Below are 14,109 nucleotides of genomic sequence, written 5' to 3' on the forward strand. Positions count from 1 at the left end.
AGCAATGAGCCTGGACAACAGACCAGTCTACACAGGCGGTTGCCAGTGCGGCGCGGTGCGCTTCCGTGTCGAAGGCGCGCTGGGTGACGCCTCCGTCTGTCATTGCCGCATGTGCCAGAAGGCAAGCGGCAATTTCTACCTGCCGCTGGTGTCGGTGCGTGGCGCAAAACTCGATTGGACACGCGGCGAGCCCAAACGCTTCCGCTCGTCCAACGCCGCATTGCGCGGTTTCTGCGCCGATTGCGGCACGCCGCTGACTTTCGAGGCGCCCGACGGTATCGCGCTCGCCATCGCCGCCTTCGACGCTCCGCAGGAGATCGCGCCGACCATCCAGTGGGGTACCGAAGCAAAGCTCCCCTATGTCGACCGCATCCACGAATTGCCCGGCGAGGACACGATGGCTGATATCTCGTCAGCCTCCTATCTCACCGATCTCGTCTCTTACCAGCATCCCGACCACGACACCGAACAATGGCCGCCGGAGGAAAGATCATGACCGAAACCGTTCGAACCGGCGGCTGCCAGTGCGGCGCCGTGCGTTTCCGCATCCGTGGGGCGCTTGGGCGCCCGTCCATCTGCCATTGCCGTATGTGCCAGAAGCAGTTTGGTTCCTTCTTCGGCGCACTGGTGACGGTGCCCAAGGACGGCGTCGAATGGGTCCGCGAGGAGCCGAGCTACTTTCAGTCATCGGTCAATATCGATCGCGGGTTCTGCGCCCGATGCGGCACGCCGCTGACCTACAGGCAGCCCGGCGGACTTGAGATCGCCATCGGCGCTTTTGACGACCGCTCAGACCTCGCACCGCAGATCCAGATCAACTACGCCGCCCGGCTGCCCTGGGTGGAGAAGATCTTCGACGCGCCGGTCCATGACGATCCTGACTACTACACCCGGCAGGAATCGATCATCTCCTTCCAGCATCCGGACCATGAGACGGCCAACTGGCCGCAGCAGGGCCTGAAATTATGAGCAGTGAACTCCGCACCCTCTATCCGGAGATCGAGGCTTTCGAATCAGGCATGCTCGACGTCGGCGACGGCCATCAGGTCTATTGGGAGCGGTCCGGCACCAGGGGTGCCAAGCCGGCCGTGTTCCTGCATGGCGGACCGGGCGGCACCATTTCCCCGAAGCACCGGCGGCTGTTCGATCCGAAGCTCTACGATGTCATCCTGTTCGACCAGCGAGGCTGCGGACAATCGACGCCCAATGCCTCGCTCGAGGCCAACACCACCTGGCACCTGATCGCCGACATCGAGCGCCTGCGCGACATGTGCGGCTTCGACAAATGGCTAGTGTTTGGCGGCTCGTGGGGCTCGACACTGGCGTTGGCCTACGCCGAGACGCACCCCCGACGCGTCAGCGAACTGGTCGTGCGCGGCATTTACACGCTGACGCGCGCGGAGCTCGAATGGTATTACCAGTTCGGCGTCTCGGAAATGTTCCCCGACAAATGGGAGCGCTTCCTGGGGCCGATCCCCGAAGCCGAGCGCGGCGACATGATGGCCGCCTATCGCAAGCGGCTGGTCGGCGGCGACCGCAAGGCACAGGTCGAGGCCGCCCGCGCCTGGAGCCTGTGGGAGGGCGAGACGATCACGCTGTTGCCCGATCCGGAGACCAGCAGCCCGTTTGGCGAAGACGACTACGCCGTAGCATTCGCCCGCATCGAGAATCATTATTTCGTCCACGCCGGCTGGCTGGAGGAAGGGCAGTTGTTGCGCGACGCGTACAAGCTCAAGGACATCCCCGGCACGATCGTCCATGGCCGCTACGACATGCCGTGCCCGGCGCGCTACGCCTGGGCGCTGCACAAGGCGTGGCCAAAAGCGGATTTCCATCTGATCGAGGGCGCCGGCCATGCGTATTCGGAGCCGGGCATCCTCGACCGGCTGATCCGGGCGACGGACCGGTTTGCGGGGAAATGATCATGGGCCGCGAGCGCCTCTATCTCTTCGACACCACACTGCGTGATGGCCAGCAGACGCCGGGCATCGACTTTTCCGTCGAGGACAAGATCGCCATCGCCGGGCTGCTCGACGAGTTCGGCATGGACTATGTCGAGGGCGGCTATCCCGGCGCCAACCCGACCGACACCGCCTTCTTCGCCGAGCCCCGCACGACCAGTGCCAAATTCGTCGCCTTCGGCATGACCAAGCGGGCTGGGGTGTCGGCTTCGAACGATCCAGGCCTTGCCGCATTGGTCCAGTCGAAGTCGGACGCCATCTGCTTTGTCGCCAAGAGCTGGGACTACCATGTCCGCATCGCGCTGGGCTGCACCAACGAGGAAAACCTTGAGGCGATCAGGGCCTCGGTCGAGGCGGCCGTTGCTGCCGGGAAGGAGGCACTGGTCGACTGCGAACACTTCTTCGACGGCTTCAAGGCCAATCTCGATTATGCGCTGGCTTGCGCCAGGAGCGCTTACGAGGCCGGCGCGCGCTGGGTGGTGCTGTGCGACACCAATGGCGGCACGCAGCCGTCGGAAGTGCGCGCCATCATCGAGAAGGTCATCGCCTCAGGCATTCCCGGAGACCATCTCGGCATCCATGCCCATGACGACACCGGCCAGGCGGTGGCGAATTCGCTGGCCGCCGTCGAGGCCGGCGTGCGCCAGATCCAGGGCACGCTGAACGGCATCGGCGAGCGCTGCGGCAACGCCAATCTGATCTCGATCGTGCCGACCCTGGCGCTGAAGCCGGCCTTTTCCAACCGCTTCGAGACAGGTATTTCGGCCGAAGCGTTGGCTGGGATATCGCGCCTTTCCCGCGCCTTTGACGAATTGCTGAACCGCGCGCCGGAAGCGCAGGCGCCCTATGTCGGCGCTTCCGCCTTCGCCACCAAGGCCGGCATCCATGCCTCGGCGCTGGCCAAGGAGCCGGCCACCTACGAGCATGTGCCGCCGGAAGCAGTTGGAAACCGCCGCCGCGTCATGGTCTCGGACCAGGGCGGCAGGGCCAATTTCCTCGCCGAGCTGAAACGACGCGGCATCGACATGCCCCGGGACGACCACCGACTCGACGCCCTGATATCAGTCGTCAAGGAACGCGAGGCCGAGGGCTATGCCTATGAAGGCGCCGATGCCAGCTTCGAGCTGCTGGCGCGCAAGATGCTGCACGGCCTGCCGGAATTCTTCAGCGTCACCTCGTTCCGCTGCATGGTCGAGCGCCGCTTCGACGCCAACGGCCAGCTGAAGACGGTCTCGGAGGCGATCGTCAAGGTGCTGGTCGACGGCGAGGAGAAGATGTCGGTGGCCGAAGGGCACGGCCCGGTCAATGCGCTCGACATCGCGCTGCGCAAGGATCTCGGAAAATTCCAGAACGAGATCGCCGACCTCGAACTTGCCGACTTCAAGGTGCGTATCCTCAATGGTGGCACCGAGGCGATCACCCGCGTGCTGATCGAATCGCATGACTCCACCGGCGCCCGCTGGTGGACGGTCGGCGTCTCCGAAAACATCATCGACGCCTCGTTCCAGGCGTTGATGGATTCGATCGTCTACAAGCTGATGAAGAACCGTGATATGGCCGGGCTGGTGGCGGCGGAGTGACGAAATGGGCTTCTCGATAAGTTGGATTGCGTTCCACAGTCTCCCGCTCGCAAAGGCGGCATTGGCTTTTGGCTTGGCCCAGACCGGACAGTCGGACGAGGTTTTTGATTTTGCCTATAATGGTGCCGTTGTCGGCCAGAATTGGTCAGTCGTCATTTTTAACGACGTGGACATGGACCTAGTGGACGAGAAGCGCATGGCTGGCCTTTCGACTGGCAGGGATGTGGTCGCGTTCACAATATCGATACGGCCATGCTGCAATGGGCCGAGCAGTGGCGCGATGGGCACGAAGTCTGGAGCATACGACATACCAGCGCCGACGGCGCACGCAATCTTGAAGCGACGGGAAACCTTCCATCCTGTTTCGAAGAGATCCGCCGCGCGCGTTTCGCCGACCAGAATCGCGAGGACGCAGGTGCCGCCGCGATAGACTTTATCGCAGACATTCCGCTCCAGGTAGCAGAATGCGTGACAGGCTTTCGTCACGACACCACCGAAGCGGAATTCATGGAGCTGGTGCCTGCACCCGAAGCCAAGTGACACGCGAGCTTCGCGTCTTTCAAATAAATGTGGTGGGAAACGCCGGGCCTGTTGAACCATCAGCGAAAGTCCATTGATCCATCAGAACTTTGCGATGGTCTTGGCCCGGCGGCTGGCGCATAGCGTTGGGCCATGCCCACGCAAGCAATCCAGCTCGAAGCAGACTCAAAGGCCCGGCGTGGCTTTCTGTTGGCCCTGGGCGCCTATCTCCTGTGGGGGTTGCTGCCCTTCTATATGAAGGCGGTTGCGCATCTGCCGCTGGCCGAAGTCATTGCGCACCGCATCGTCTGGTCGGTGCCGATTGCCGCCGCCGTTTTGGTCTGGGCCGGCCGCACCGCGGACTTCAAGGCCGCAATCCGTTCGCCGCGCATCATTTCGATGGCGGCGCTGACGGCGGCGCTGATTTCGGTTAACTGGGGCATCTATGTCTGGGCGATCGCGGTCGACCGTACCATCGAGACCGCGCTTGGCTATTACATCAACCCGCTTGTCAGCGTCGTTGTCGGTGCGCTGCTGCTTGGCGAGCGGCTCGACAGGCTGCAAATCGCGGCGGTGGTGCTGGCGGCCATCGCGGTCGCGGTGCTGACGATCGACGCCGGCAAGCTGCCCTGGGTGTCGCTGGTGCTGGCGTTTTCCTTTGCTGCCTATGCTTTCTTCCGCAAGACGCTGCCGATCGGTCCGAGCCAGGGTTTTCTGCTCGAAGTGCTGCTGCTGTCGGTGCCGGCGCTCGGCTACATCATCTACCTCGTAGCCAGCGGACAGGATCATTTCGTGTCCAGCTCCCTGAGCGACACCGCACTGCTGATCGGCTGCGGCCCGGTCACCGCCATACCGCTGCTGCTGTTTGCCTTCGGGGCCAAGCTGTTGCGTCTCTCCACCATCGGCATCATGCAGTATATCGCGCCGACCATTGTGTTCCTGATCGCCGTGCTGATTTTCGGCGAACCCTTCGGCAGCACCCAGGCCATCGCCTTCGGCCTGATCTGGACGGCGCTGGCGATCTACTCCTGGTCGATGTTTTCTTCGGCGCGCAAGGCCGGCGCTACATCCCGCGCGCCAGCCGCCTGACGAACAGATAGACGACCGCCGCGACAACCAGCGATATCGCCGACGCCACCCAGAAGCCCGCTGGCGTGTCGACCAGCGGCAGCCCGCCGACATTCATGCCGAACAGGCCGGAGATGATCGTCATCGGCAACAGCACCGCGGTCATCACCGACAGCATGTAGAGTAACTGGTTCGACTGCGTCGTTAGCTTGGCCATCAGCTCGTCCTGCAGGAGCCGGGCACGTGCCTGCAATTGCTCGCCGTCATGATGCAATGTATGGGCGCGGTGCGAAAGCCGTGCCGCCATGTCGTTGATTGTATCAGGCAAATCGCCGCGGTGCGAATGGGTCGAGATGGCGGAACAGGCTGGTCAGCGTCGCCATCTGCCGATGGATCAACCACCAGTTGCCGGCGCGCATCGACCAGCGCCTGCCGCTCATTGTGCCATGCGTCGCAGACGATGCGGTCCTCGATGCCGTCGAGCGTGTCGCCAAGGCCACCGAGTTCCGTCGTCATGCCGTCGAGCGACTGGCCCATGACAGCCTCGATCAGTTCGGCCGGAGAGCGGAACTTGCGCGATCCGTTGTCGATCGTCTTGCGGATATTGTCGACCGATTGCAGCGGTTGCTTGCGGCCGCCGATCAGCATCGTGTCGTTAAGGGCGAAGCGGAAATGGCCGAGCCCGCGCGCCTCCGCCGAATAGTCGTGGCGCAGGTCCGGCAGGTCGCCGTAGAGCCAGTCGCCATCGAAGTCGATGTGGCAGCCATGGCCGGCCGTCAGGAAGGCATCGCGCACCGGTGGCGGCAAAGCCGGCTCGGTGGCGATCTCGTGGCGGGCGCGCATGTCGGAAAGCTGGTAGCTGCGCCAGGTCCAGTGTGTGGCGCCCGGGTCTTTGGTTCGCGCACCTTCGGCGGTGAAGTGATAGATGAAGAACAGCCCGTGCTCGTCGGGCAGATAAGGCGATAGGTCGGTGCCTTCCGGGTTGAGAGTGATGTTCATGGTCGCGTCGCCAGTGTCTCGAATACGCCGCCGCGCGGCGGCGACCAGACTGTGATCACTAGCACGGGCGAACCGGTTTCGTGTGACGGTTTTGACTGTCATCCGAGGCGCGCCTACGACGCCGCTGTTTGGGAGGCAATCTGGAATAATACGCCGTTGACTTGCGTTTACGCAAAGAGCACCGCGTAAATCCATGTGGAGGACGTCCGATGCATGCCGGCTTCGCACGAAGCGTAGTCATAGCGGTATTGGGAGCCGTCATGGCGAGCTGCGCTGGCCTTTCGGCGCAGAAAACGGGGGCAATAACCGGCTATGGCCCCAACCCCACTTTACCGAAACCAAGACCGACGCTGATCCCGACCGTCAACATCGCGGAGGCGAAAGGCTGGCAGAAAGGTGGCATGCCAACCCCGGCGGCCGGGCTGACGGTGAACGCCTTCGCCACCGGCCTCGACCATCCGCGCTGGCTGCACGTGCTTCCGAACGGCGACGTGCTGATCGCCGAAACCAATGCTCCTGCCAAGGATGACGAAGGCTTCAGCCTTAGAAAGGTCTTCATGGACCTTGCTATGAAGCGCGCCGGAGCCGCGACCAAAAGCGCCAACCGAATCACGCTCCTGCGCGACACCAATGGCGACGGCATTGCCGATGTGCGCAGGACGTTCGCGGAAGGCCTCAATTCACCCTTCGGTATGACGCTGTCCAAAGGCAAGCTCTATGTCGCAAATACCGACGCGCTCGTCGCTTTCCCCTACTCCAATGGCCAGACCCGAGTCACAACGCCGCCGGAAAAGATCGTTGACTTGCCGGCCGGAGATCTCAACCATCATTGGACCAAGGACGTGATCGCAAGTCCGGATGGACGCAAGCTCTATGTCACCGTCGGCTCCAACAGCAACGTTGGAGAAAACGGCATGGCTGCGGAGAGGAACCGCGCCGCCGTCCTTGAAGTGGACCGGTCGACCCGCCGCACCCGGGTCTTCGCGTCAGGACTGCGCAACCCGAACGGGCTGTCTTGGAACCCTGATACTGGCGAGCTTTGGGTCGCCGTGAATGAGCGGGACGAGATCGGCGACGATCTCGTCCCGGATTACATGACCTCGGTTCGTGACGGCGCTTTTTACGGCTGGCCCTACAGCTATTTCGGGCAGAACATCGACGAACGCGTCAAGCCGCAGCGCCCCGATCTCGTGGCGAGGGCGGTCAAGCCCGATTATGCGCTGGGTTCCCATACCGCCTCGCTGGGACTGACCTTCTCCAAAGGCACGTCGCTGGGCCCGGCCTACGGCAACGGCGCCTTCGTCGGCCAGCACGGCTCGTGGAACAGAAGCGTGTTCAGCGGTTACAAGGTGATCTTCGTGCCGTTCCGCGGTGGTAAACCGAGCGGCCTCCCAAAAGATGTGCTCGCTGGCTTTATCGGGCGTGATAGCAAGGCGATGGGCCGTCCGGTCGGCGTTGCGATCGATCGGACCGGCGCACTGCTCGTCGCCGACGATGTCGGCAATGCCATCTGGCGGGTCCGCCGGGCAAGTCGCCGACTTGCGGGGGGAGTAGGGGAGTAGGATCGCGCTTCATGAGCGCGGCTTTCACTACCTACTGCCCTACTGCCCTGCCTTACTCCCCTAAAGCTTGTCGATTACCGACTGCACACCTTCGGTCGGTGCGTCGACCGATGATCCGGCGACTATGATGGCGGCGACGATGGCTTCCGGATCGTCGACCACCAGCGGCTTGACCCGCTGCGCGGTGTGGATGAAGCCTTCGGCCATCATATGGTCGAGCAGCGCCAGCATCGGATCCCAGAATCCCCCGACGTTGCCGAAGACGATCGGTTTGCGATGATGGCCGAGCTGGCCCCACGTCATGATCTCGATGATTTCCTCGACCGTGCCGATGCCGCCCGGCAGCGCCACAAACGCGTCGGATTTCTCGAACATCGTATGTTTACGCTCGTGCATGTTGTCGGTGATCACGAGCTCGTCGAGCCGGTTAAGCGCGGTTTCGGTGGCCTCCCTGTTGATCAGGAAGCGCGGAATGATGCCCGTCACTTTGCCGCCGGCCCGCAACGCCCCTTCGGCAACGGCTCCCATGATGCCCCTGGTGCCGCCGCCATAGATCAGACGCAGGCCGGACTTGGCGATCGAACGCCCAAGGAGGTGTCCGGCCTTGGCATAGGTTTCATCGCGGCCTGGAGACGAGCCGCAATAGACGCAGATGGATCGAATCGTGTTCATGAGATGATTGGTGATTGGGTCTTTATTCGCGGTCAAGCCCGGGCGGGCTTTTTCTTGCTGGCCTCCTTTTTCTTGTCGGCCCCCTTTTTCTTGTCGGTTTGGGCAAAACAGGCTAGACCGGCATTAGGTGGCTAAGGGCAGGGAAATATGACAATTAATCCAGTAAAGGCGCTTTTGTTCGCCGTCGGCGGCTCCGTCGCCGCGGCGGGAACCGCCTATGTATCGGGCGCGCTCGACCCGTATCTCAATGGCGCGCCACCGGCGGAAGTGGCATCGCTGACGCCGCCGGCGGAGAAGCCGGCCAAGCCGGGGACCGATGGATCGGTTTCGCCCGCGCCGGCCACAGATGCGATGGCACCGGCAGCGCCGGCCACGGCCGATGCGATCGCGCCGACCTTCGATATTGTTCGGGTCGAGATCAAGGGCTCTATCGTCGTCGCCGGCAATGCCGCACCCAACGCCAAGGTCGAGATTCTCAATGGTTCGACGGTTCTCGGCTCGACGGTCGCCGGCGCCGATGGTGCTTTTGCCATCGTTCTCGACGATCCGCTGAAACCCGGCGATTACACGATCGCGCTGCGCTCAATGACCGGCAATGTCGTGACCCCCTCGGCGCAGACAGCCGTCGTCTCGATTCCCCAGAGTCCTGCTGGCCAGGTGCTGGCGATGATCGAGGAGCCGGGCAAGCCGTCAGAACTGCTCACCGTTCCTACACCCGAGAAGAAGCCTGAAGCGCCTGTTGGCGACAAGGCGGCCGCCCCGGCTGCCGGGGACTCCGCTGCCGGGGACCCCGCTGCCGCAGCACCGGCCACAGGTGCACCGGCTGCCACGGCGCCGGCCACTGCCGAAGTCGCCCCCGCGCCGACTTCGGACATGCCTGTCGCACCGGCGACACCGGCTGCAGGGCCAAAGATCGTCGTCGAAGCCATCGAGATCGACGGCAACAAGATCTTCGTCGCCGGGCTCGCCGATCCCGGCCGCAAGGTGCGCGCTTATGCCAACGATATCTTGCTCGGCGACGCGAAAACTTCGCCCGACGGCCACTTCCTGGTCGAGGCGACGCGCAGCATTCCCGTTGGCACCTACACCATCCATGTCGACGCACTCGATGCCGACGGGGTCAAGGTGGTGGCCCGCGCCGCCGTGCCGTTCGAGCGCGAGCCGGGCGAGTCGGTCGCCGCCGTGGCGCCCGCCGAGCAGAAGCCTGCCACGCCATCCCCCGCCGCTGGCGCGCCTGCTGCACCCGTAGCCGAAGCGCCCGCAGTTGCCGCCACATCGGCTGAAATTCCCGAGGCCGCGGCGCCGAAGCTCGAACACGCCGACAGCGCCGTTATTATCCGCCGCCACGATACGCTGTGGCAGATCTCGCGGCGCGTCTATGGCCAAGGCATGCGCTATTCGACCATCTACCTCGCCAATCAGGATCAGATCAGGAATCCCGACCGCATCTGGCCGGGGCAGGTGTTCAAGGTCCCGGAGAAATCGCAGGAAGGCGAAGCCGCCAACCTCAAGGCGATGGGCGATCAGATGACGACAGCCCCGACAAAGGCCGATTAGAATCCTTTTCTTCTTTCGCCCTCTTGCGGAAAGTTCGTTCATCGTTTATCGCCGATAAACGATGAATGCTCCCTTGACCGAGAAGACTTCCGGCTTCGCCGACAGCCAGTCCGTGGCCGCGAAGCTCGCCGCGCTTTCGCATCCGGCCCGGATCGAGATCCTCAGGCACCTTTCGGCCAGCCGCTCCTGCTGCTGCCGGGAGGTTGTCGACCATCTCGACCTGGCGCAGTCCACGGTTTCGCAGCATCTGAGGATATTGGTCGACGCCGGGCTCGTCCGCTACGAGCCGGACCGGCAACGCTCGCGCTATGAAGTCGACAGCGATGCGCTCGCCGATGTTTCCGCATCGCTGGCCGCGCTCGTCAATTCGTGCTGCTCCGGCCGCTAGATCATGATCCCGAATCGAAGGACCGCGTCAGCGAAAAGCCGGTTTTCTGAAAAGATGACGGTCAAGCAGTAAGATATAAGAAAAGGCGATAAAAATGGCCGAAAAAACCGTCTCCGCCGATTCTGGCTCGACCTTCAAGACATTGCGCAACCTTTGGCCCTATATGTGGCCGGCCGACCGTGCCGACCTCCGGGCGCGGGTGGTGTGGGCGACCGTGCTTCTGGTCGTTGCCAAGCTGACACTGGTTGCCGGTCCCTATTTCTTCAAATGGGCGACCGATGCGCTGGCCGGGGATGCCAAGTCGGTGCCGCCGTTGCCGGTCTTCCTGCTGGCGCCAGTCATGCTGGTCATCGCCTACAATGTCGTGCGGCTGGTGCAACTCGGTTTCAACCAGCTGCGCGACGCGCTGTTTGCCCGCGTCGGACAATATGCGGTGCGCCAGCTCGCCTTCCGCACTTTCATTCACATGCATCAACTGTCGCTGCGCTTCCATCTCGAGCGCCGCACCGGCGGCCTGTCGCGCATCATCGAGCGCGGCACCAAGGGCATCGAGACGATCGTCCGCTTCACCGTGCTCAACACCTTGCCGACCATCCTCGAATTCGCGCTGACGGCCGGCATCTTCGCCGTCACCTATGGCTGGAAATACGTGGCTGTGGTGGCGGTGACGGTCTGGCTCTACATCTGGTTCACCATCAGGGCGAGCGACTGGCGCATCGTCATTCGCCGCGACATGAACGACAGCGACACCGACGCCAGCACCAAGGCGATCGACTCGCTGCTCAATTTCGAGACGGTCAAATATTTTAACAACGAGAGCATGGAAGCCGAGCGCTTCGACCGTTCGATGGCGCGCTACGAGACCGCCGCCACGAGGATCTGGACCTCCCTCGGCTGGCTTAACTTCGGCCAGGGCGTCATCTTCGGTCTCGGCACGGTTATCGTCATGTGCCTTTCGGCGCTGGAGGTGCAGGCTGGTACGCAGACGGTTGGCGACTTCGTCTTCATCAACGCCATGCTGATCCAGCTTTCGGTGCCACTCAACTTCATCGGCTTCATCTATCGCGAAATCCGCCAAGGCCTCACCGACATCGAGCAGATGTTCGATCTGCTCGATGTGCCGCAGGAGATAGTCGACAAGCCGGGTGCCAAGCCGCTGGTAGTCGGCGCCGGTAAGGTCGAGTTCCGCGACGTGCAGTTTTCCTACGATCTCAACCGCAAGATCCTGAAAGGCATCAGCTTCGAAGTGCCGGCCGGCAAGACGGTTGCCATTGTCGGGCCATCGGGCGCCGGCAAGTCGACCATTTCGCGGCTCCTGTTCCGCTTTTATGACATCCAGGGTGGCAAGATCCTGATCGATGGCCAGGAGATTCGCGACGTAACACAGGAGAGCCTGCGCGCGGTGATCGGCATGGTGCCGCAGGACACCGTGCTGTTCAACGATACCATCGCTTACAACATCCGCTACGGCCGCGTCGATGCCAGCGAGGAGGACGTCCGCAAGGCAGCCGAACTCGCTCAGATCGGGCCGTTCATCGAGCGGCTTCCCGACGGCTACGGTTCGATGGTCGGCGAGCGCGGGCTGAAACTGTCCGGCGGCGAGAAGCAGCGCGTGGCGATCGCCCGCACCATTTTGAAGGCGCCGCCGATCCTGATGCTCGACGAGGCGACCTCGGCGCTGGACAGCCATACCGAACAGGAGATCCAGGCGGCGCTCGACCTTGTCAGTAAGGGCCGCACGACCATCGTCATCGCCCATCGGCTGTCGACGGTGATTTCGGCCGACGAGATCATCGTGCTGCAGGACGGCCAGATCGCCGAGCGCGGCACGCATGCCGCCTTGATGCGCAAGGCTGGTCTGTACGCGTCGATGTGGGACCGTCAGCGCGAGGCAACCGAGGCCGAGGAGCGGCTGCGCATCGCTCGCGAGCGCGACGAGTTCGGCGTCGTTGTCCGCCGCCGCCCCTCGGAGGTGTGGTAGCCTTACGGCCAGCCGGCGCCCGGTGCGGAAACCTCGATGCTGAGCACCTGGCCGGTGCGGACATCGCTGATCATGTGTTCGAAGCCGCGCCATTCGGCGGCGGCGATGAACAGCGTCTTGCCGTCGGCGGCGCCGAGCATGCAGGCAAAACAGCCGCGATCCGCATCGACGCTCTCGAGCATTACGCCGCCTTCGCGTACCCGCACGCAGTGCCGGTTGGGGACGTCAGCATACCAGATGGCGCCCTCGGAATCGAGACAGATGCCGTCGGGAAAGCCGTTGCCGAGGTCGGCCCATCGCCGCCGGTTGGCAAGGCTGCCATCCGCGGCGAGGTCGAACGCGGTCAGCCTGTTGGCGTGCGATTCAGCGACGATCAATGTTTTGTTGTCAGGCGTCACCGCCATCCCATTGGCAAAGGCGATCTTGTCCGCCACCTGCCGCACCGATCCGTCCGGCGCAATCAGCACGATGGCGCCGGGGCCGAAATGCTGGCCAGGAGCCGGGGCCGGCCCACCGCCATTGACGTAGATGTTGCCGCGCCCATCGACGACAATCTCATTCCAAGGGTTCCCTGAGAGGTGTCGCAGATCGGCGTGGGTAACCAGCGTACCGTCTGCTTCTTGCCGCAGCACCAGCCCTTCACGCCCGCAGACGACAAGCAAGCGACCGTCCGGCAGCCAGTCGATCGAATAGGGCAGGGTGGCCGGCACGGTGAGCATGACTTGACTGTTGCCGTCGGCATCGACGGCGATGATCTGGCCGGTTCCCCAGTTGCAGAACCACAGCCTGCCGTCATGCCAGCGCGGCGACTCGCCGAACGCCAGACCGTTCATCACGACTCGCGCTTCCTTGGCTGCTGATTTCAGTGACGGCATTTGTTGTCTCCAGCTTTCGTTCGGCAAGCGCTTTGATAGGCATCGTATCTCCAAGGACGAGCCAGGACGGGTCGCCCCGACAACGGTCACTTTTATTTCGGACAGGCTCATTGGGCCCCTCCAATGCCCGCAACCGATTAATGTTGACGACAACGAGCCGAGCCGGCCTTTCCCCATTGTTGCGTTGCGGCCACAGGGTGTTTCCGCTATTGAGGCCGGACCTGAAACTAGGGCTGTTCCCATCCCATGGACCTCGTCGACACGATCAAGAAAACGTTCGTTCCGATCCATCGCGAAGGCTATCCGTTTATCGCCGCCTTCGCAGCGGTGACGCTTTTCCTCGGCTATTTCTCTTCGATCCTGTTCTGGATCTGCCTGATCCTGACGGCCTGGTGCGTCTACTTCTTCCGCGACCCGGAGCGCGTCACGCCTGTCGACGACCGGCTGGTGGTGAGCCCGGCCGACGGCATCATCACGGCGGTCGGTCCGGCAGTGCCGCCGCGCGAACTTGGCCTCGGCGGCGGCGAGATGACCCGCATCTCGGTGTTCATGGACGTCTTTTCCTGCCACGTGAACCGGGCTCCGGTGCGCGGCCGCATCACAAGGATCGAGCATCGGCCGGGCGAATTCCTCAACGCCGCACTTGATAAGGCGAGTGCCGACAACGAGCGCAACGGACTGGTCATCGAAAGCCCCAACGGCACGGTGGCCGCGGTGCAGATCGCAGGCCTGGTCGCGCGGCGCATCGTCTGCTGGGCCGAGACCGGCGGCACGATCGGCATCGGCGAGCGCTTCGGGCTGATCCGCTTCGGCTCGCGCGTCGACGTATTCCTGCCCTCGACTGCGACGCCGCGTGTCGCCGTTGGTCAGACCGCGGTCGGCGGTGAAACCATACTGGCCGAATTCGGCGGCATTGCCGCAACGCCGCTCGTGCGGGTGTCTTGAGC

General features: G+C 63.2%; 13 protein-coding genes and 1 pseudogene. 11 read left to right on the forward strand and 3 right to left on the reverse strand.

Annotated elements, in window-relative coordinates; translation table 11 throughout:
- Positions 1–4: 4 nt before the first annotated feature.
- The 6 genes from EN807_RS20085 (at position 5) to rarD (ending at position 5,149) form a co-directional block, all read left to right on the forward strand.
- Positions 5–496 (forward strand): GFA family protein, encoded by a 492-nt coding sequence (locus tag EN807_RS20085; RefSeq protein WP_135936369.1) that lies wholly within the window; start codon positions 5–7, stop codon positions 494–496.
- Positions 493–969, forward strand: a complete 477-nt coding sequence (locus tag EN807_RS20090; protein ID WP_135936370.1) for a GFA family protein — start codon at positions 493–495, stop codon at positions 967–969. The genes EN807_RS20085 and EN807_RS20090 overlap by 4 nt, the downstream gene beginning before the upstream one ends.
- Complete coding sequence (gene pip / locus EN807_RS20095; protein ID WP_135936371.1) at positions 966–1,922, forward strand: prolyl aminopeptidase; 957 nt, start codon at positions 966–968, stop codon at positions 1,920–1,922. Before EN807_RS20090 ends, pip begins: the two co-directional genes overlap by 4 nt.
- Positions 1,919–3,541, forward strand: coding sequence for a citramalate synthase (gene cimA / locus EN807_RS20100; RefSeq protein WP_246684228.1), 1,623 nt, complete (start codon positions 1,919–1,921; stop codon positions 3,539–3,541). The genes pip and cimA overlap by 4 nt, the downstream gene beginning before the upstream one ends.
- Before the next feature lie 252 nt (positions 3,542–3,793).
- Positions 3,794–4,081 (forward strand): hypothetical protein, encoded by a 288-nt coding sequence (locus tag EN807_RS20105; RefSeq protein WP_135936373.1) that lies wholly within the window; start codon positions 3,794–3,796, stop codon positions 4,079–4,081.
- A 132-nt stretch (positions 4,082–4,213) separates the two neighbouring features.
- A complete protein-coding gene (gene rarD, locus EN807_RS20110; RefSeq protein WP_135936374.1) occupies positions 4,214–5,149 on the forward strand; it encodes an EamA family transporter RarD in 936 nt (311 codons plus the stop codon).
- On the opposite strand, the pseudogene EN807_RS37455 reads toward rarD, so the two are convergent.
- Positions 5,124–6,127: pseudogene (locus EN807_RS37455) on the reverse strand (transporter). The gene rarD and the pseudogene EN807_RS37455 sit on opposite strands and share 26 nt — an antisense overlap.
- Before the next feature lie 209 nt (positions 6,128–6,336).
- Between EN807_RS37455 and EN807_RS20120 the strand changes: the two are divergent.
- Positions 6,337–7,689: a sorbosone dehydrogenase family protein gene (locus EN807_RS20120; protein WP_135936375.1), complete on the forward strand. Its 1,353-nt coding sequence runs from the start codon at positions 6,337–6,339 to the stop codon at positions 7,687–7,689.
- Positions 7,690–7,749: 60 nt separating this feature from the next.
- On the opposite strand, the gene EN807_RS20125 is transcribed toward EN807_RS20120, so the two are convergent.
- On the reverse strand, positions 7,750–8,361 hold the full coding sequence (locus EN807_RS20125; RefSeq protein ID WP_029354434.1) for a TIGR00730 family Rossman fold protein: 612 nt from the start codon (positions 8,359–8,361) through the stop codon (positions 7,750–7,752).
- Between the two features lie 147 nt (positions 8,362–8,508).
- Between EN807_RS20125 and EN807_RS20130 the strand changes: the two genes are divergently transcribed.
- The 3 genes from EN807_RS20130 to EN807_RS20140 all read left to right on the forward strand — a co-directional run bounded on the left by EN807_RS20130 (position 8,509) and on the right by EN807_RS20140 (position 12,287).
- Positions 8,509–9,918, forward strand: coding sequence for a LysM peptidoglycan-binding domain-containing protein (locus EN807_RS20130; RefSeq protein WP_135936376.1), 1,410 nt, complete (start codon positions 8,509–8,511; stop codon positions 9,916–9,918).
- Positions 9,919–9,979: 61 nt separating this feature from the next.
- A complete protein-coding gene (locus EN807_RS20135) occupies positions 9,980–10,306 on the forward strand; it encodes a metalloregulator ArsR/SmtB family transcription factor (protein WP_135936377.1) in 327 nt (108 codons plus the stop codon).
- 94 nt (positions 10,307–10,400) lie between these two features.
- Positions 10,401–12,287, forward strand: coding sequence for an ABC transporter ATP-binding protein/permease (locus tag EN807_RS20140; RefSeq protein WP_135936378.1), 1,887 nt, complete (start codon positions 10,401–10,403; stop codon positions 12,285–12,287).
- Positions 12,288–12,289: 2 nt separating this feature from the next.
- Here EN807_RS20140 and EN807_RS20145 read toward each other — a convergent pair whose 3' ends face one another.
- Positions 12,290–13,162 (reverse strand): SMP-30/gluconolactonase/LRE family protein, encoded by an 873-nt coding sequence (locus tag EN807_RS20145; protein WP_135936379.1) that lies wholly within the window; start codon positions 13,160–13,162, stop codon positions 12,290–12,292.
- A 246-nt stretch (positions 13,163–13,408) separates the two neighbouring features.
- Between EN807_RS20145 and EN807_RS20150 the strand changes: the two genes are divergently transcribed.
- The gene (locus tag EN807_RS20150) at positions 13,409–14,107 is read left to right on the forward strand and encodes a phosphatidylserine decarboxylase (protein ID WP_135936380.1); all 699 of its coding nucleotides are present in this window, start codon (positions 13,409–13,411) and stop codon (positions 14,105–14,107) included.
- Positions 14,108–14,109: the final 2 nt, after the last annotated feature.

It is taken from the genome of Mesorhizobium sp. M5C.F.Ca.ET.164.01.1.1, assembly GCF_004792125.1.
GTDB lineage: Bacteria > Pseudomonadota > Alphaproteobacteria > Rhizobiales > Rhizobiaceae > Mesorhizobium > Mesorhizobium wenxiniae.